Below are 16,178 nucleotides of genomic sequence, written 5' to 3'. Positions count from 1 at the left end.
TTATGACCAACGCTGGAGCCAGACCATGTTCATCGCAATGAACCGCTTTAAGATCAAGCCAGGCCACGAGCAGGACTTTATCGACATCTGGAAGAACCGCGACAGCCTGCTGGCCAGCGTGCCGGGGTTCAAGAACTTCAACCTGCTACAGGGGCCAAGCACCGAGGAGTACACCCTGTTTGCCTCCCACGCGACTTGGGCGTCGCGCAGCGCCTTCGAGGACTGGACGCGCTCCGAGGCCTTCCGTGCCGCCCACGCCAACGCCGGCAGCCGTCGTGAAATCTACCTCGGTCCGCCGCAGCTGGAGTGTTTTGAGGTCGCGCTGTAAAACGGTAGCCAGACGGTGCGGCGCCCTCAGCGGAGGGGCTACGTCAGCCTGACCGGGCATCGTTAGGGCACTCGCACCAGCTTGATATTAACCAGCGCATTACCCTGCATCAGCGTGTTGGCATCGACAATGCGCCAGACCTCCTCGGTCTCGCCGCGCTTGAATACCAGATAACGCTCGCCCGCCGACTCGCGCTCGAAAATATCATCGAAGGTGGTGCGCTTACCCTGACTCTCGATGTAATCCGCGCCTATCTCGATACGCCCGCCGCCGGCCAGCTCAGCAAAAGCCGCCAGCAGGTCGTTGTCAGAGCCGGCCCGGCTTTCATAAACGCCCTCAAAATTATGGCCGCCACAGGCCACCAGTAACAGGCACACCGCCGCCAAGGCTGCCAACCGTCGATTCATTATCAATGCTCCCCGTTTGAGTCCGCGCCGCCGGTCGACGCTATCACCATGATACATGGCTTGCCCCAGCCGCTGCGTGACCAGCCGGTCAGCCTCTATAACCCCCATGAATAGCAGTCCACAGCGGGTTTGCCGAGCTTCGCCCGACCTGCCTAAACTCGTTGATTCAGCGATTACCACCAGCAGGGACACCACTCATGAGCTTCGATACCCCTCTTTACCTCTGCGGCCCGCTGCGCGAGCCCAAGCAGATGCTGGCCGATCAGCAGTACAGCGGCCACACGTCCATTCACGACGACAGCATGGCCGAGAAACTAGGCTTTCGTGCCGGCCCAATCGAAGGTCCAACCCACTTCAGCCAGTTCGCTCCGCTGCTGGTCGAGATTTGGGGACAGGCCTGGTTTGAGCGCGGCTGCTTCTCGTCGCACTTCCAGAACATGGTGGTTGAAGGCGAGCAGGTGCGCGCCTTTGTCGAGCGCCCGGCGCCGGGCCAGACCCGCGTGCGCTGCTGGGCCGAAAAGGCCGATGGCACGCCGGTGCTGGAAGCCAGCGCCAGCCTGGGCGCAGCACCCGGTGAGAGCCTGCTGTACGAGCGCATGGCCAAGCTGCGGGCGCCGGAGAAGCTGGTCATTCTCTCGGACTTGCAGGTCGGCATGAAAGGCGCGGCCGAAGAAAAGGTGCGCATGGACCCGGATCAGCACATGGGCGACCTGTACCCCTTCTCGCTGAATCAGAAGCTGGCCGGCATCACCGAGAACAGTGACTGGTACTCCGACCCGGCAAGCTCCCCCTGGGGCCGCGCTATCATCCCGACCGAGATGGTTAGCGTACTGGCCGAATACACCAGCAAAGAGGCCGAGTTTCCGGTCAAACAACCGGTCATCGGCCTGTTCGCAGACCAGGAAATCCGCATGATCGACGGCCCGTTGCTGGTCGGCGAAGACTACCTGATCCGCCGTGAAGTGGTTGCCCTGTCCGAGAGCAAGCGCACCGAATCCTACTGGGTGCTGTCGCGCATTTATGACGCCAGCGGCGAGGTGCTCAAAGCTGAAATGCTGCTCAATCACGCCACCCTCAAGCACTCCTACGCCAACTACGAGGCAGAGGCCGCCGCGCTCTGAGACAGATCGCCAGCGGGCCTTGCATGCGGACCAAAAGCGGTGGGACTATCAAGGTTCCGCCGCTCCCCAGGACCACTACATGCCCTCCACCTTCCCCTGCCGCACTCTGGCACTTGTCGGCGCACTGATGGCCGTCAGCCTGCCAGCGCACGCGTTGCGCTGCGGCACCGATATTGTCGATGAAGACGATCTGATGTTTGAGGTTGAACAGGCCTGCGGCCCGCCGCTATCGCGTCAGGTCATAGGCTACGTAGACAGCCTGGTCTACGGCGACCGCATTCGGGTCATGAACATCGAAGAGTGGATCTACAAGATCAACCGCAACCACTACAGTCTGGAGTTCGAGGGCAATCGTTTGCAGCGCATCACCCGCATTCGCTGAACTCAATAACAACATGCGCACCAAATAACAGACGAGGATATACCCAGATGGGCAAGACACTGGTAATCGGCAGCACCGGCCAGATTGGCCGCCAATTGCTCCCACTCTTGCAGCAAGCGGGCCTGGAGACAGCGGCCTTGGCACGCAACCCAGCCAAGCTGGCCGACCTCAAGGGTATCGAGATTATTGAGGGTGACCTGGAAGGCAACTTCGAGCAGGCGTTTGCCGGTTGCGACCGGGTGGTCTTTACCGCCGGCTCGGGCGCCAGCACCGGCCCGGACAAGACCCTGCTGATCGATCTGTGGGCCGCCCGCAAAGCGGTCGACTACGCGCTCAAGCACCACGTGAAGCACTTTGTCATGGTCAGCACGCGCGGCGCCGATAACCCGGACCGCGGCAACTCGCCAATCAAACCCTACCTGGTCGCCAAGTGCTTTGCCGATGAGTACCTGCAACGCTCCTGCGTGCCCTACACCATCCTGCGCCCAGGCCGGCTGACCGATGACAGTGCCACCGGCTGCATCACCACCCGCCGCCCGGAAGATCCGCAGCAACAACACATCACCCGCGCCGACACCGCGCGCATCATTGCCCATGTGCTCAAGAGCGGGCAAAGCAAGAACACGGTCTACGAGCTGTATCAAGGTGCGACGCCGTTCGCTGAGCTGATCGCCTGACAGGCGGGATGCCCGACGCCTGCTAAGGTAATACAACAGCCACCAGCGGAGTCTCCCATGTCCAGTCAAATCAGCCTGAGCGGCCACTGCCTGTGCGGCGCGGTCACTGTGAGTACCAAGCTCGCGCAACGCGATGTGGGTGCCTGCCACTGCACCACCTGCCGACGCTGGGGCGGCGGGCCGCTGCTGGCGGTGGAGTGCGAGGATCAGGTCACCTTCAACGGCGAAGCCCAGATTGGCGTTTACGCTTCATCAGACTGGGCCGAGCGGGGCTTCTGCAAGGTTTGCGGCACGCACCTGTTCTATCGGCTGCGCGAGCAAGCTTTCTACGCCATACCGGTCGGGCTGTTTGACGAACAGCAAGGCTGGGATTTGAATCGCGAGGTCTTTATCGATCAGAAGCCGAGCTACTACGGTTTTGCCCAGCCGACCCTGCAACTCACCGGCGAGGAGCTGTTTGCCCTGCACGGCGCCGAATAAGTCATCCTTATGGCCCGTCAATCTCCCCCTTCGGAGGCATTGACGGCACGCGCGCTTCGCTGGACTCTTGGATACACCAAAACAACACAACAAGAAGGATCACCCGATGTTCAGTCACATCATGCTTGGCGCCGATGACCTCGAAAAGTCCAAGGCGTTCTACGATGCCACTCTGGGCGTTACCGGCTGCAAACCCGGCTTTGCTGACCCCAAGGGCCGTATCTTCTACATGACGCCCACCGGCGTATTTGCCATCACCAAACCGATCGACGGCCAGCCCGCATCCTGCGGCAACGGCAGCACCATCGGCTTTGCCATGGAAAGCCCGGAACAGGCCGACGCCTGGCACGCAGCCGGCCTGGCCAACGGCGGCACCGACTGTGAGGATCCGCCGGGTGTCCGTGAGGGCAACGGCATGAAGCTGTATCTGGCCTATCTGCGTGACCCGGCCGGCAACAAGCTCTGCGCCATGTACCGCATGCCCTGAGGCAAGTCCTTGCCTTGAGCAGTTCGGCGGCTTTCGCAGCCGCCGGATTGCGCACAACCCGCCGCAGAAAAACAGTCTGTTCCTGCGTCAGCAGCCTGCGTAACATCGCCTGACCAACCGAGGCGATACGCATGAACCACTGGGTCTACCTGATCATAGCCATTGTGTCCGAAGTGATTGCCACTTCCGCCCTGAAAGCCAGCACAGGCTTCACCAAACCGCTGCCATCGGTGGTTGTAATAGTTGACTATCTGGTCTCGTTCTACTTTCTGTCGTTAACGCTAAAGACCATTCCGGTGGGCATTGCCTATGCCATCTGGTCCGGGGTGGGCGTGGTACTCATATCGGTTGTGGCCTGGCTACTGTACGGCCAGAAGCTCGACCTACCTGCACTGATCGGCATGGGCCTGATCATCAGCGGCGTTATGGTCATCAACCTGTTTTCTAACACCGCCGGGCACTGACTCAGCCCGCCACCAGCCGCTGTGCATCCTCACCAAAGGCCGCGGCGGGCCGTGCTTCGATATCCCGCGCACCCACCGACTCGGCGCATTCAGAGCACACCATTACCGGTTTCATGCGCTGACCACAGCCCTTGTGGTAATGCTCGATGGGCGCGCCACGCTCATCGGCCATCCAGGTGTCGCCCCAGCTGACCAGCGAGAGAATCACCGGATGCAGGGCCAGCCCCTTATCGGTCAGCCGATATTCCTCACGCAGCGGTTTTTGCTGGTAGGGCACCTTGACCAGCACCTCATGTTCGACCAGTTTTTTCAAACGGTCAGCCAGCAGGTGGCGGGTCAGGCCGATACGCCGCTCAAAGGCATCGAAGCGCCGCACACCTAAAAAGCAGTCGCGCAGAATCAGCAGCGTCCAGCGGTCGCCAACCACAGCAAGCGTGCGGGACATGGAGCAGGGTTGGTCGCCAAGTTCTTCCCAGCGCATGAATAAATCCTCCGAGTCAGAACGCAAGAATAGTTTGACAAGTTCCAAAATGAAACCCACTATCGAGTCAGTTCCAAAAAAGAACCATAGATAACTGAGGACTTTGCCATGACCACACCCGCCCCTGTAGCCGTTGTCATCGGCGCCGGTGACGCCACCGGTGGCGCTATAGCCCGCCGCTTTGCCCGTGAAGGCTTTACCCTCTGCGTGACCCGCCGCAACGCCGAAAGCCTGACCGAACTGGTCAACCAAATCGAAGCTGACGGCGGCAAGGCCCATGCCTTTGGCTGTGACGCCCGCAGCGAAGAGGAAATGGTGGGGCTGTTCGAGCAGATCGAGCGTGAGATTGGCCCGGTGGAGGTTGCCATCTTCAACATTGGCGCCAACGTGCGCTTTGGCATTACCGAAACCACCGCGCGCGTCTATCGCAAGGTCTGGGAAATGGCAGGCTTTGCCGGCTTTCTCACCGGGCGCGAGGCCGCCAAGGTGATGCTACCGCGTGGCAAGGGCACCATCATCTTCACCGGTGCCACCGCCTCGCTGCGCGGCGGCTCGGGCTTCTCGGCCTTTGCCGGCGCCAAGTTTGCACTGCGCGCGCTGGCCCAGAGCATGGCTCGCGAACTCGGCCCGCAGGGCATTCACGTTGCCCACCCAATCATCGACGGGGCAATCGACACCGCCTTTATTCGCGACAACTTTCCCGAGCGCTATGCCCTGAAAGACCAGGATGGCATCCTCAACCCCGATCATATCGCCGACCAGTATTGGGCGATTCACGCCCAGCCGCGCGACAGCTGGACCCATGAACTGGATCTGCGGCCCTGGCTGGAAACCTTTTAAGGAAGCGCCGATTAATCCCCTGCCAAGAGAGAAACCCATGAGCAAAACCATCGAGTTCTACTTCGACGTCGGCAGCCCCGCCAGCTATCTGGCCTGGCGTCAGCTGCCCGTCATCGCCGAGCGCACCGGCGCCACCCTGGTGCTCAAGCCAATGCTGCTGGGCGGCGTCTTTATGGCGACCGGCAACAGCTCTCCGGCCACCGTGCCGGCCAAGGGCGCCTACTCGCGTATCGATATGCAGCGCTTCGCCAACCGCTACGGCGTCACCCTGAATCAAAACCCCTTCTTTCCGATCAACACCCTGCAACTGATGCGCGGCATCACCGCGTATCAGGGCAGCGCCGAGTTCGACCGCCTGCTGAAGGCCATTTTCGAGGCTATGTGGGTCCGCGAGCTGAACATGGGTGAACCGCAGGTGGTGGGCCAGGTGCTGGTAGAAGCCGGCTTTGACCCGGCCGAGGTGATGGCCAAGGCCAGCGACCCGGCCGTCAAGGAGCAACTAAAACAGGCGACAGAGGAAGCGATTGGCCGTGGTGTGTTCGGCGCACCAACCTGCTTTGTCGAGGGTGAAATGTTCTTCGGCCAGGACCGTCTGGACTGGGTCGAGGCAGCCGCACGCGGTTGAAGAAACAAGGCTGACGGCAGCCCGCCGCTGCCGTCAGTCGTCTGGCCCGAACAGGCCCACTGAAAGCCATTGACGACCAACCCGGCGAAGCCTACATTCTCCAGCGATGAGCAGTGTTCCGGCGTCCTGCCCCTGCTCAGGGATTCCCTGTCCCACCCTTTCCTCTGGATACTCGAATGCTGTCCCTTGCGCTCAAGTGTGTGCTGGGTGCGCTCGCCGTGCTGATGATTGCACTGCTGGCAAAAACCAGAAGTTTCTATATTGCCGGGCTGGTGCCGCTGTTCCCGACGTTCGCCATCATTGCCCACTACATTGTGGGCAGCGAGCGACTGGCCAGCGACCTGCGCAGCACTGCGATTTTCGGTCTCTGGTCGTTGCTGCCCTATGCGGCGTATCTGTTGTCGATTGTGGTGCTAAGTGAACGCTTCACGCTAGTGGTGACGCTGGCTGTTGGCGCGCTGGCCTGGGCGGTCGCGGCCGGGCTGCTGCTGGGCGTGTGGACGCGAATGTATCCGGCTGTCTGAGCAGGCAGTGTCTGCGCCGCACTCGTCGGTGGACACGCCTTTAGCGGTGTCCACCTTACGCTAGGCGATGATTCAGACTTCAAGCAGGAAGGTGACCGGACCATCGTTGACCAGATGCACCTGCATATCGGCACCAAAGCGGCCGGTTGCCACTTGCGGGTGCAGAGCGCGGGCCTGTGCAACCAGATAATCGAACAGCGCCTCGGCGCGATCCGGTGGCGCGGCGGTAGAGAAGCCGGGGCGACGCCCCTTGCGGGTGTCGGCGGCCAGCGTGAACTGGGACACCAGCAGCAGCCCACCCTGCACGTCGGTCAGGGAATCGTTCATGCGCCCGTCAGCATCGGTGAACACACGGTATTCGAGCAGCCGCTTGAGCAGCTTGTCGGCAGTGGCCTCAAAGTCCTGCGGCTCGATACCGACCAGCACCAGCAGCCCCTGATCAATCGAGCCGACAATCTCCCCGTCCACCTCAACCCGGGCCTGACTGACCCGTTGCAGCAATCCTTTCATCTCACTCGGCCTGCGGTGTCAGGTTGAGCAGCTGGCGCGCCATATCGCCCGTGGCACGTACCAGCGCATCGGCAATGCCGGGTTCGGAAGCGGCGTGGCCCGCGTCGCGGATGATATTCAGCTCACTGCCGGGCCAGCGCTGATGCAGGGCATGGGCGTTGTCCAAAGGGCAGACCATGTCGTAGCGGCCATGCACGATGATGCCCGGAATATGCGCAATACGCTCCATGTTGTTGAGCAACTGGTCCGGCTCCAGGAAGGTCTTGTTGGCGAAGTAATGGCATTCGATGCGGGCGATGGCGTAGGCGCGGCGGGCATCGCTGAAGCGCTCGATCACCTGTGGGCTCGGACGCAAGGTGGCGCAGCGCCCCTCCCAGACAGACCAGGCCTTGGCGGCGTGCATGCGGCAGATTTCATCGTCGCCGGTCAAGCGCCGATAGTAGGCCGCAACCATGTCGTGCCGTTCTTCCTGCGGAATCAGGCTCAGGTAGTCTTCCCAGTAGTCCGGGAACACGTGGCTGGCGCCCTCCTGGTAGAACCAGTGAATGTCCTGCTCACGGCACAGGAAGATGCCGCGCAGCACCATGCCCACTACCCGCTCAGGGTGCGCCTGGGCATAGGCCAGCGCCAGGGTAGAGCCCCAGGAGCCACCAAACAGAACCCACTTGTCGATGCCCAGGTGCTCACGCAGCGCTTCCATGTCCGCCACCAGGTCAGCGGTGGTGTTGTGCTCCAGGCTGCCGTGCGGTGTGGAGCGGCCACAGCCGCGCTGATCAAAGGTCACTATGCGGTACAGCGACGGGTCGAAGAAGCGCCGACTCAGGGCATCACAACCGGCACCCGGCCCACCGTGGATAAACACCACTGGCAGCCCGTCCGGCTGACCGCTTTCATCGGCGTAGAGCACATGGGGTGGTGTTACCGCCAGCTCGTGGCGGGCGTAGGGTTTGATCTCCGGGTACAACAGCTGCATGATGGGGCTCCCTGGCCTGAGCAGGCGCCGGCGCCGCTCACCTCACGTTGGAAAGCCCCACATTACTGACCCGCGAGGCCGCTGTCACCTATGCGTTTGCTGCTTGCACTGACCCTGCTGCTCGGCCTCGCCGGCTGCGGCCCATCCAGCCCGGATGCACGCCTGAATCAGGCCATTGAAGACTTCCAGAGCGCTATTGAAGAGCGCGACCGCAGCGCCGTGCTGGCGCTACTGCACCCCGAATTCAGCGCCCAGGACGAGTACGACACTGAATGGGCAGGGCGCACTCTGCAGCTGATGTTCTTGCGCAACCAGCGCATCGGCGTGCTGGTGACCAGCCAGCAAACCGACATCGATCCCGGCTACCCGGAGCGCGCCGACAGTAGCGCCCGTGTCACCCTGACCGGCGCCGAGCGTTTTATCCCCAATAGCGCCGGCCAGTACGATCTCAAGTTGGTGTGGCTGGACGACGACGGCGAGTGGCTGCTGCGCAGCCTCGACTGGCAGCCGGTTCGCTGAGATGCACACGCCCGATTACGCTGCGCTGGCGCGCATCGCTCTGGGGCATATCACCCAGGTCTACCCCCATAGCGGCCCGCAAAAACTCAAAAGCGCCAGCGACTGGCTCCCCCCGGAGCAGGCCCACCCGCTGTTTTGCGGAAGCTACGACTGGCACTCCTGCGTGCACAGCCACTGGCTGCTGGTGCAGGCGCTCAACGCCGCGCCGCAGCTGGCCGAGGCAGAGGCCATCCGCCAGCGACTGCAGCAGTTCAACAGCGCCGCCGTCGCGGCCGAGATAGCGACGTTTGAACGTCAGGGCGCAGGCTTCGAGCGGCCCTACGGCTGGGCCTGGTTACTGAAACTACAGGCAGAGCTGCTGATCAGCAACGAGCCGGCGGCAAGCCACGCGGCGCGCACTCTGCAGCCGCTGGCGATGCTAGTGCGTGAGCGGCTGATGGACTACCTGCCGCGCCTGCCCTATCCGATTCGCAGCGGTCAGCACAACAACACCGCCTTCGCCCTGCTGCTGGCCCTGGACTACGCCAGCAGCGCGCAGGACCCGGCGCTGGCGGAGCTGCTGCACCAACGTAGTCTGGAGTGGTTTGCCAATGACGTGGCCTGCCCGGCCTGGGGCGAACCCGGTGGTGAAGACTTTCTCTCCCCCAGCCTGCAGCAGGCGGTGCTGATGCAGCGGCTGATGTCGTCAGAGGCCTTCGGCCCCTGGCTGGCGGCGTTCTTGCCGCAGCTGGCGAGCGGGCAGCCCGCCACCCTGTTCCAGCCCGTCAGCGTGGTTGAGCGCAGCGACGGCAAGCTGGCGCATCTGGACGGCCTCAACCTCAGCCGCGCCTGGTGCTGGTTTCTGCTGGCGCAGAGCGTGCCGCAGCTGCAGGCCACCGCCGAGGCGCACCTGCACGCGGCGCTGAATCACCTGCAGGACGACTACATGGGCAGCCACTGGCTGGCCACTTTTGCCCTGCTGGCGCAGCAGGCTCAGCGCAGCTTGGTCTCGCGCAACCTGAGCATGTAATCCGGCGGCGCAAAGCTGTCGGCGCGGGCCTGCGCCCAATACTTCTTGAACAGGTGCAGCCCGGCGCGGCCATCGAGCAGCACACCCGGCTCGAGAAACTCGAACAGCTCGCTGTAAGGGCGCACCTCGTAGCGCGAGACGCGGCGAATAACATGCTCCGGCCCCAGCTCGCTCGGGTGCTGCAAACCAGCCGCCTCCAGCATGTGCGACAGCGCCAGCACGGTATTGCGATGGAAGTGATAAACCCGCTCGCTCTTGTCGGCCACATCCAGCCGCGCACTGCGGCTCGGGTCCTGGGTGGCGACCCCGCTCGGGCACTTGTCGCTGTGGCAGCTCAGGCTCTGGATACAACCGAGGGCAAACATATAGCCACGCGCCGCGTTGCACCAATCGGCGCCAACCGCCAGGGTGCGGGCGATATTGAAGGCGGTGGTGATTTTGCCGGCAGCGCCCAGGTGAATCTTCTCGCGCAGGTTGGCGCCAACCAGGGTGTTGTGCACCAGCAGCAGGCCGTCGGTCATCGGCGTACCCAGGCGGTTGATGAACTCCAGCGGCGCCGCACCGGTGCCACCCTCACCGCCATCGACCACAATAAAGTCCGGATGCTGACCGGTTTCCAGCATCGCTTTAACGATGCCAAACCATTCCCACGGATGACCAATCGCCAGTTTGAAACCCACCGGCTTGCCGCCAGACAGCGCCCGCAGCTGGCCGATAAAGTCCATCAACTCCAGCGGTGTGGAAAATGCAGAATGGCTGGCCGGCGACACCACATCTTCGCCCACGGGCACGCCGCGGGCCTCGGCAATCTCCGGCGACACCTTGGCCCCTGGCAGGATACCGCCGTGGCCCGGCTTGGCGCCCTGCGACAGCTTGATCTCGATCATCTTGACCTGCGGCAACCGCGCATTGCGCTCGAACAGCTCCGCATCAAAGCCGCCCTCGGCGCTGCGGCAGCCAAAGTAGCCAGAACCGATCTCCCAGACCAGGTCGCCGCCCGGGCGCAGGTGATAACGGGAGATCGAACCTTCGCCGGTGTCGTGGTAGAAGCCGCCTTTTCGGGCACCGGTGTTAAGGGCCAGAATGGCGTTGGCCGACAGCGAGCCGAAGCTCATGGCGGAGATATTGAACACGCTGACATCGTAGGGCTGGGTGGTGTCGGGGTGGCTACCTACCCGCACACGGAAGTTGCTGTCGGCAATACGCACCGGCGCCAACGAGTGGTTGAGCCACTCGTAGCCCTCTTCGTTCATGCGGTTGAGCGAACCAAAGGGCTTCTTGTCGAGCACATTCTTGGCGCGCTGATAAATCACACTGCGCTGCTCGCGGGAGAACGGCAACTCGTCGGTATCGGACTGAATGAAATACTGACGCAGTTCCGGGCCGATGGATTCCAGAAAATAACGAAAATGCGCCAGCACCGGGTAGTTGCGGCTGATGGTATGGCGCCGCTGACAGACATCCCAGAGCCCCAGCAGGGCCAGCGCCAGCAGCGGCGCGGCCAGCAGCCACCAGAGTGGCGACAGCAGGGTCAGGGCCAGAGTAAACAGGGCACCCAGCACGCAGAGCAGCCAGGTGAGAAAACGTAGCGGTAATGCAGTGAGGCGCATGCAGCCGTCCTTATCGTCGGTACATCAGGCCTGACGATTGATAGCATATACCCGACATGGCTGCACGGTCGGTGCGTTACCGCACCGCCTCAAGGCAAGGCGCATTAAACAACTCGCCACGCCAGGCACCGCGCAGGGTGCTGCTCATCACCAGCAGCCAGAGCAGCGTCAGGGCGACCACCAGCACCTGCCCAAACAGGCTGAAAAACACCAGCTCCAGCACCTCGGCCAACTTCAGCGTGGCCAGCGCATAGACCCCCAGCGGGAAGGTAAAGGCCCACCAGCCCAGGTTGAACGGGATGCCGTCGCGCAGATAGCGCCCCAGAATCAGTAGCGCCAGCAACAACCACCACAACCCCAGCCCCCATAGCAGCAGGCCACCCATCACACCAAGCCCCTGCGCCACGGCGCCCACCCCAGCCAGCCCCTGGGCAGCAAACACCGTGCTGGCGTCATCTCCCAGCAGCAACAGACCCAATGCGCCGGTACCGAGCGGCCCCAGCGCCAACAGGCTGGACGCCGCCATATTGGGTGTCGGCAACTTGTGCACCGCCATGCGCAGCAACAGGATCACCAGGATGCTCAGAGCCACCGGCACCGAACAGGCCCAAAGCACATAGCTGGTAATCAGCACCACATAGGCGTCGGTCGGCGGCAACAAGGGAATCATCAGTCCGCCGCTGGCCGCGGCCACCTCGGCGGCAACCACCGGCAGCAGCCAGACCGCTGTCATCTGATCGATGCTGTGCTCCTGACGGGTAAACATCAGATACGGAATCCCTACCCCACAAGCCAGTGCCAGCGCCACGTCCAGCCACCAGACCGGTAGCATCAACGCCAGCACCTCCTCGCCCCACAGCGCCACACCGTAGCTCGGCAACCCGTTCAGCAGCGTTGCCAGCGCCATGGGGATGGTGCCGATGAACATCGACACCGTCGCATGACCAAAGATGCGCCGCGCCTGGTCGAAGTAGCACAGCCAGCGCAATGCGTAGAGCACGCAGAACAAGGCGAATAGCAACAGATTGGCCACCCACAGCCCCTGCCCCAGTGCCGGAGCACCCAGCTGCGGCAAGGCCAGAGCCAGAATGCCGGTACCCATAACCACAGCAAACCAGTTGGGCGTGAATTGGCGGATGACTTCGCGCGGGCTATCCAGTTGATGCAGCGGGCGCAACTGCGCGGGGTTGGGATACAGACGTGGCATGGTGGCTCTCCGGTCGAAATGCAAAACCATTCTAAGCACCTTTAAAATCGATATAAGCGCGTATTTCCTGTATTCGTTATCGGCTTTACCGAATAAAGGAGGCACATCGGCTGGCACTCTTTGTGCTTGACTAGAGTAAGCAGTCACACGAGAACAACACCATGACGCCTTCCGATCTTGCCTGTCAGGCGCCAGACCACCGACTGATCAGCCTGCAAAGCACCTGCCTGATCGCAGTCTGGCTGCAGGAGCAGCAGCAACCCATCGAGCCGCTACTGGCTGGCTCCGGGCTCTGCCCGAACGATCTGCAAACACCCGCGCGGCTGATTACACCGGAGCAGGAGCAACAGGTCTTCGCCAACACCGTGGCCCTGGCCGGCGACCCGCTGGTCGGCCTGAAACTGGGCCAGCGCATGCGCGTTTCGGCCTATGGGCAGCTGGGCTACGCCATGCTCTCGGCCCCCACCCTGCTTGATGCGCTGCAGGTGATGCTGGCCTTTCCGGTGCTGCTGGGCAGCTACTTTCGCCTGCAGCTGGAAACGCTACCTGACGGCCAGTTGGCCCTGCGCGCTGACGACTATCACGCCTCACCGGCGCTGCAACTGTTCAACGTGGAGCTGTGCCTGTCATCGATCAAGGCCATGCTGGATGACGCACTGGGAGCGCATTTGCAGCTCAGTGCGGTGCACCTGAGCAGCAAGGCGCCGGAACACAGCGCCGACTATGCACGTTACTTTGGCAAATGCCCCGTAGTGAGCAATGCGGACGCCGAGCGCCTGGTATTCGCGTCGGGCACCCTGAACGCACCGTTGCCGCTCGCCGAGCCGGTTACGCACCTTGAGGCCAGGCGCTACTGCCAGAGTGTGCAGGACAGCTTCCGCCCGGAGCCGTCACCCCTGGTCAGCCAGCTCAGCGCCCAGCTGGAACAGCAACTGGAGTCCCCCCCCACGCTGGAGCAATTGGCAACGCAGCTGCACTGCACCACCCGTACCCTGCGGCGCCACCTGCGGCGCTCCGGATGCGGTTACCAGCAGTTGCTGGACCGGCTGCGCTTTCAGCGCGCCAAGCTGCTGCTCAACAGGGAACAGCTACCGGTCTACGCCATCGCCGAGCAGCTGGGCTTTAGTGAAACGGCCAGTTTCCGCCACGCGTTTCAGCGCTGGTCCGGCACCACGCCGCGTGCCTGGCGGCAGAGTCAGCAACACCGGCACGCCCCGTTCTGAGCTGAGCGAAACGGATTTCGGCGGTCAAACGCCTGTCCGTTTCGATCCCTTTTCTGTCCCTCTGCAGCATTTCCTGCGGCCCGAGTGCGCTCCATGATCAATGGCAACCGAGCCACCAACCACAGGATTTCACATGCAGACGTTCTACAGCGACGACCATCGTCAGCACCACGCCAACGCCGAGCTGAACAACGGCCAGCTTATGCCCTGCTTCGAGAAGCCCTCACGCGCCGATATGGTGCTGGAGCAGGTAAAACGAACCGGATTGGGGCCGATCAACGGGCCACAGGACTTTGGCCTGGCACCGATCAAGCGCATCCACAGCCCGGATTTTGTCGACTTTATCCAGCACGCCTGGGAGCGCTGGAGCGCACTGGGCCGAGAGCACGACATGCTGCCACTGGCCTGGCCGCCACGCCGCATGCCAGCCCGCTGCCCAGAGGACATCGACGGCCAGCTTGGCTACTACAGCTTTGATGCCGGTGCGCCGCTGACCGCCGGCAGCTGGCAGGCGATCTACAGCAGCGCGCAGGTCGCGCTCAGCGCCCAGGCACACCTGTGTGCAGGGGCTCACAGCGCCTTTGCCCTATGCCGTCCGCCCGGTCACCACGCCGGTATCGACTACATGGGCGGCTACTGCTACCTGAACAACGCGGCCATCGCCGCGCAGGCCATGCTGGATCAAGGCGCCAGTAAGGTCGCCATCCTTGATGTCGACTTCCACCACGGCAACGGCACCCAGGACATCTTCTACCAGCGCCCTGACGTGCTATTCACCTCGATTCACGGCGATCCGCGCAACGAGTACCCGTGCTTTGCCGGCTACGCCGACGAGCGCGGCGAAGGCACCGGCCTTGGCTACAACCACAACTACCCGTTGCCCGCCGGCAGCGACTGGCGTGCCTGGTCGCAGGCGCTGCGCGATGCGCTGCGGCAGATCGCCGGGTTCGGCGCCGATTACCTGATCGTCTCGCTCGGCGTAGACACCTACCTGGCCGACCCGATTTCCAGCTTCAAGCTCGACAGCCCCGACTACCTGAAAATGGGCGAGCTGATCGCCGGGCTCGGGCTGCCCACGCTGTTTGTCATGGAGGGCGGCTACGCCGTGGAAGAAATCGGCATCAACGCCGTCAACGTCCTCACCGCTTTTGACGCGACTGTCACCACCCAGGGAGAAGCCCAATGAAACTGGCAAACAAATGGGGACTGATCGCCCCGCTGGCCGCACTGTCGTTCAGTGCGTTGGCCGCCGACCAGGTGAAGATCTACAACTGGTTCGACTACACCCCGCAGGCCACGCTGGACGGCTTCCAGACCGAAACCGGCATCGCCCCGACACTGGACACCTTCGACTCCAACGAGGTGCTGGAAGCCAAGCTGCTGTCAGGCCAGTCGGGCTATGACGTGGTGGTGCCCAGCGACAGCTTCCTCGCCAAGCAACGTCAGGCCGGTGCCTTTCAGCCGCTGGACAAGAGCCTGCTGCCGAACCTCGGCAACCTCAATGCCGACCTGATGAAGGTGCTCGAAGGCAGCGACCCGGGCAACCAGTACGCCGTGCCCTACATGTGGGGCACCAACGGTATCGGCTACAACCCGGAGAAGGTGCGCGCGGTGCTCGGTGAGGACGCCCCGGTCGACTCCTGGGCGCTGGTCTTCGACCCCGCGAACATGGAGAAGCTGGCCGAATGCGGCGTTGCCTTCCTCGACTCGCCCTCAGAGATTCTGCCCGGCGCCCTGCACTACCTGGGCCTGGACCCGAACAGCACCAAGCGCGAGGACTACGACGCAGCCGTCGCCATGATGAGCAAAATCCAGCCCTACGTGCGCTACTTCAACTCTTCGCGCTTCCTCAACGATCTGGCTAACGGCGAGATCTGCGTTGCGGTTGCCTGGTCTGGCAGCATCCTGCAGGCCAACGCCCGCGCACAGGAAGCCGACAACGGCGTGCACGTCGAGTACCGCATTCCGAAAGAAGGGGCACAGGTCTGGTTCGACCTGATGGCGATTCCGCAGGACGCACCCAACCCGGCAGCCGCCCACGCCTTTATCAACTATCTGCTCAAGCCGGAGGTAGTAGCTGAGATCAGCAACCTGGTGGGCTACGCCAACCCCAACGCGGCAGCCACCGAACTGGTCAACGACAGCCTGCGCAACAACCCTGGCGCCTACCCGCCGGCTGAGGTACAGGCTCGCCTGTTCACCCTCAAGCCGCTGCCATTGTCTGCAGAGCGCGTGCGCACACGTGCCTGGAACCGGATCAAGACCGGGCAGTAAGACCGGAGCTGTCCTAGCCAACAAAAAACCGCAGTGA

The 16,178-nt window shown here is 62.8% G+C and carries 21 protein-coding genes; 15 read left to right on the top strand and 6 right to left on the bottom strand.

Going from position 1 to position 16,178, the window contains the following annotated elements:
* Window positions 1–25: 25 nt before the first annotated feature.
* Complete coding sequence (locus HV822_RS09985; protein ID WP_238869846.1) at window positions 26–328, top strand: antibiotic biosynthesis monooxygenase family protein; 303 nt, start codon at window positions 26–28, stop codon at window positions 326–328.
* Between the two features lie 62 nt (window positions 329–390).
* Here the strand turns inward: HV822_RS09985 and HV822_RS09980 are convergent, their stop codons facing one another.
* Window positions 391–735 (bottom strand): hypothetical protein, encoded by a 345-nt coding sequence (locus tag HV822_RS09980; RefSeq protein WP_238869845.1) that lies wholly within the window; start codon window positions 733–735, stop codon window positions 391–393.
* Window positions 736–932: 197 nt separating this feature from the next.
* Between HV822_RS09980 and HV822_RS09975 the strand changes: the two genes are divergently transcribed.
* From HV822_RS09975 to HV822_RS09950, 6 genes are all read left to right on the top strand, one after another.
* The gene (locus HV822_RS09975) at window positions 933–1,856 is read left to right on the top strand and encodes a hypothetical protein (protein WP_238869844.1); all 924 of its coding nucleotides are present in this window, start codon (window positions 933–935) and stop codon (window positions 1,854–1,856) included.
* 79 nt (window positions 1,857–1,935) lie between these two features.
* Window positions 1,936–2,238 (top strand): DUF2845 domain-containing protein, encoded by a 303-nt coding sequence (locus tag HV822_RS09970; protein ID WP_238869843.1) that lies wholly within the window; start codon window positions 1,936–1,938, stop codon window positions 2,236–2,238.
* Window positions 2,239–2,285: 47 nt separating this feature from the next.
* On the top strand, window positions 2,286–2,915 hold the full coding sequence (locus HV822_RS09965; protein ID WP_238869842.1) for an SDR family oxidoreductase: 630 nt from the start codon (window positions 2,286–2,288) through the stop codon (window positions 2,913–2,915).
* 57 nt (window positions 2,916–2,972) lie between these two features.
* Window positions 2,973–3,395, top strand: a complete 423-nt coding sequence (locus HV822_RS09960; protein ID WP_238869841.1) for a GFA family protein — start codon at window positions 2,973–2,975, stop codon at window positions 3,393–3,395.
* Window positions 3,396–3,501: 106 nt separating this feature from the next.
* Window positions 3,502–3,882 (top strand): VOC family protein, encoded by a 381-nt coding sequence (locus HV822_RS09955; RefSeq protein ID WP_238869840.1) that lies wholly within the window; start codon window positions 3,502–3,504, stop codon window positions 3,880–3,882.
* Window positions 3,883–4,013: 131 nt separating this feature from the next.
* On the top strand, window positions 4,014–4,346 hold the full coding sequence (locus HV822_RS09950; protein ID WP_238869839.1) for a DMT family transporter: 333 nt from the start codon (window positions 4,014–4,016) through the stop codon (window positions 4,344–4,346).
* A 1-nt stretch (window position 4,347) separates the two neighbouring features.
* Here HV822_RS09950 and HV822_RS09945 read toward each other — a convergent pair whose 3' ends face one another.
* A complete protein-coding gene (locus HV822_RS09945; protein ID WP_238869838.1) occupies window positions 4,348–4,827 on the bottom strand; it encodes a winged helix-turn-helix transcriptional regulator in 480 nt (159 codons plus the stop codon).
* Between the two features lie 108 nt (window positions 4,828–4,935).
* On the opposite strand from HV822_RS09945, the gene HV822_RS09940 reads away from it, so the two are divergent.
* The 3 genes from HV822_RS09940 (at window position 4,936) to HV822_RS09930 (ending at window position 6,816) form a co-directional block, all read left to right on the top strand.
* Complete coding sequence (locus tag HV822_RS09940) at window positions 4,936–5,667, top strand: SDR family oxidoreductase (protein WP_238869837.1); 732 nt, start codon at window positions 4,936–4,938, stop codon at window positions 5,665–5,667.
* Between the two features lie 37 nt (window positions 5,668–5,704).
* Window positions 5,705–6,292 carry a 2-hydroxychromene-2-carboxylate isomerase gene (locus tag HV822_RS09935; RefSeq protein WP_238869836.1) on the top strand — a complete coding sequence of 196 codons (588 nt, stop codon included), beginning with the start codon at window positions 5,705–5,707 and terminating at the stop codon, window positions 6,290–6,292.
* A gap of 179 nt (window positions 6,293–6,471) precedes the next feature.
* Window positions 6,472–6,816 carry a GlpM family protein gene (locus HV822_RS09930; RefSeq protein ID WP_238873582.1) on the top strand — a complete coding sequence of 115 codons (345 nt, stop codon included), beginning with the start codon at window positions 6,472–6,474 and terminating at the stop codon, window positions 6,814–6,816.
* 72 nt (window positions 6,817–6,888) lie between these two features.
* Here HV822_RS09930 and dtd read toward each other — a convergent pair whose 3' ends face one another.
* On the bottom strand, window positions 6,889–7,326 hold the full coding sequence (gene dtd / locus HV822_RS09925; RefSeq protein WP_238869835.1) for a D-aminoacyl-tRNA deacylase: 438 nt from the start codon (window positions 7,324–7,326) through the stop codon (window positions 6,889–6,891).
* A 1-nt stretch (window position 7,327) separates the two neighbouring features.
* On the bottom strand, window positions 7,328–8,299 hold the full coding sequence (gene pip / locus HV822_RS09920; protein ID WP_238869834.1) for a prolyl aminopeptidase: 972 nt from the start codon (window positions 8,297–8,299) through the stop codon (window positions 7,328–7,330).
* 90 nt (window positions 8,300–8,389) lie between these two features.
* On the opposite strand from pip, the gene HV822_RS09915 reads away from it, so the two are divergent.
* A complete protein-coding gene (locus tag HV822_RS09915; protein ID WP_238869833.1) occupies window positions 8,390–8,818 on the top strand; it encodes a hypothetical protein in 429 nt (142 codons plus the stop codon).
* Between the two features lies 1 nt (window position 8,819).
* A complete protein-coding gene (locus tag HV822_RS09910; protein WP_238869832.1) occupies window positions 8,820–9,827 on the top strand; it encodes a DUF2891 domain-containing protein in 1,008 nt (335 codons plus the stop codon).
* On the opposite strand, the gene HV822_RS09905 is transcribed toward HV822_RS09910, so the two are convergent.
* Together HV822_RS09905 and HV822_RS09900 are read right to left on the bottom strand one after the other, a co-directional pair.
* Window positions 9,791–11,437: an FMN-binding glutamate synthase family protein gene (locus HV822_RS09905; RefSeq protein WP_238869831.1), complete on the bottom strand. Its 1,647-nt coding sequence runs from the start codon at window positions 11,435–11,437 to the stop codon at window positions 9,791–9,793. The two genes, HV822_RS09910 and HV822_RS09905, sit on opposite strands and share 37 nt — an antisense overlap.
* A 76-nt stretch (window positions 11,438–11,513) precedes the next feature.
* On the bottom strand, window positions 11,514–12,644 hold the full coding sequence (locus tag HV822_RS09900) for an SLAC1 family transporter (RefSeq protein ID WP_238869830.1): 1,131 nt from the start codon (window positions 12,642–12,644) through the stop codon (window positions 11,514–11,516).
* 161 nt (window positions 12,645–12,805) lie between these two features.
* Between HV822_RS09900 and HV822_RS09895 the strand changes: the two genes are divergently transcribed.
* The 3 genes from HV822_RS09895 (at window position 12,806) to HV822_RS09885 (ending at window position 16,141) form a co-directional block, all read left to right on the top strand.
* Window positions 12,806–13,867: an AraC family transcriptional regulator gene (locus tag HV822_RS09895; RefSeq protein ID WP_238869829.1), complete on the top strand. Its 1,062-nt coding sequence runs from the start codon at window positions 12,806–12,808 to the stop codon at window positions 13,865–13,867.
* 133 nt (window positions 13,868–14,000) lie between these two features.
* On the top strand, window positions 14,001–15,053 hold the full coding sequence (locus tag HV822_RS09890) for a histone deacetylase family protein (protein ID WP_238869828.1): 1,053 nt from the start codon (window positions 14,001–14,003) through the stop codon (window positions 15,051–15,053).
* Window positions 15,050–16,141: a polyamine ABC transporter substrate-binding protein gene (locus HV822_RS09885; protein WP_238869827.1), complete on the top strand. Its 1,092-nt coding sequence runs from the start codon at window positions 15,050–15,052 to the stop codon at window positions 16,139–16,141. The genes HV822_RS09890 and HV822_RS09885 overlap by 4 nt, the downstream gene beginning before the upstream one ends.
* Window positions 16,142–16,178: the final 37 nt, after the last annotated feature.

Source organism: Halopseudomonas maritima, assembly GCF_021545785.1.
Classification (GTDB): domain Bacteria; phylum Pseudomonadota; class Gammaproteobacteria; order Pseudomonadales; family Pseudomonadaceae; genus Halopseudomonas; species Halopseudomonas maritima.
The sequence above is the reverse complement of the archived record's forward strand: the minus strand, read 5'-3'. Positions and strand labels throughout refer to the sequence as shown.

Coding starts and splice junctions, on each gene's coding strand:
- HV822_RS09985 (WP_238869846.1), top strand. CDS start 26: ATGTTCATCGCAATGAACCGCTTTAAGATCAAGCCAGGCCACGAGCAG.
- HV822_RS09980 (WP_238869845.1), bottom strand. CDS start 735: ATGAATCGACGGTTGGCAGCCTTGGCGGCGGTGTGCCTGTTACTGGTG.
- HV822_RS09975 (WP_238869844.1), top strand. CDS start 933: ATGAGCTTCGATACCCCTCTTTACCTCTGCGGCCCGCTGCGCGAGCCC.
- HV822_RS09970 (WP_238869843.1), top strand. CDS start 1,936: ATGCCCTCCACCTTCCCCTGCCGCACTCTGGCACTTGTCGGCGCACTG.
- HV822_RS09965 (WP_238869842.1), top strand. CDS start 2,286: ATGGGCAAGACACTGGTAATCGGCAGCACCGGCCAGATTGGCCGCCAA.
- HV822_RS09960 (WP_238869841.1), top strand. CDS start 2,973: ATGTCCAGTCAAATCAGCCTGAGCGGCCACTGCCTGTGCGGCGCGGTC.
- HV822_RS09955 (WP_238869840.1), top strand. CDS start 3,502: ATGTTCAGTCACATCATGCTTGGCGCCGATGACCTCGAAAAGTCCAAG.
- HV822_RS09950 (WP_238869839.1), top strand. CDS start 4,014: ATGAACCACTGGGTCTACCTGATCATAGCCATTGTGTCCGAAGTGATT.
- HV822_RS09945 (WP_238869838.1), bottom strand. CDS start 4,827: ATGCGCTGGGAAGAACTTGGCGACCAACCCTGCTCCATGTCCCGCACG.
- HV822_RS09940 (WP_238869837.1), top strand. CDS start 4,936: ATGACCACACCCGCCCCTGTAGCCGTTGTCATCGGCGCCGGTGACGCC.
- HV822_RS09935 (WP_238869836.1), top strand. CDS start 5,705: ATGAGCAAAACCATCGAGTTCTACTTCGACGTCGGCAGCCCCGCCAGC.
- dtd (WP_238869835.1), bottom strand. CDS start 7,326: ATGAAAGGATTGCTGCAACGGGTCAGTCAGGCCCGGGTTGAGGTGGAC.
- pip (WP_238869834.1), bottom strand. CDS start 8,299: ATGCAGCTGTTGTACCCGGAGATCAAACCCTACGCCCGCCACGAGCTG.
- HV822_RS09915 (WP_238869833.1), top strand. CDS start 8,390: ATGCGTTTGCTGCTTGCACTGACCCTGCTGCTCGGCCTCGCCGGCTGC.
- HV822_RS09910 (WP_238869832.1), top strand. CDS start 8,820: ATGCACACGCCCGATTACGCTGCGCTGGCGCGCATCGCTCTGGGGCAT.
- HV822_RS09905 (WP_238869831.1), bottom strand. CDS start 11,437: ATGCGCCTCACTGCATTACCGCTACGTTTTCTCACCTGGCTGCTCTGC.
- HV822_RS09900 (WP_238869830.1), bottom strand. CDS start 12,644: ATGCCACGTCTGTATCCCAACCCCGCGCAGTTGCGCCCGCTGCATCAA.
- HV822_RS09895 (WP_238869829.1), top strand. CDS start 12,806: ATGACGCCTTCCGATCTTGCCTGTCAGGCGCCAGACCACCGACTGATC.
- HV822_RS09890 (WP_238869828.1), top strand. CDS start 14,001: ATGCAGACGTTCTACAGCGACGACCATCGTCAGCACCACGCCAACGCC.
- HV822_RS09885 (WP_238869827.1), top strand. CDS start 15,050: ATGAAACTGGCAAACAAATGGGGACTGATCGCCCCGCTGGCCGCACTG.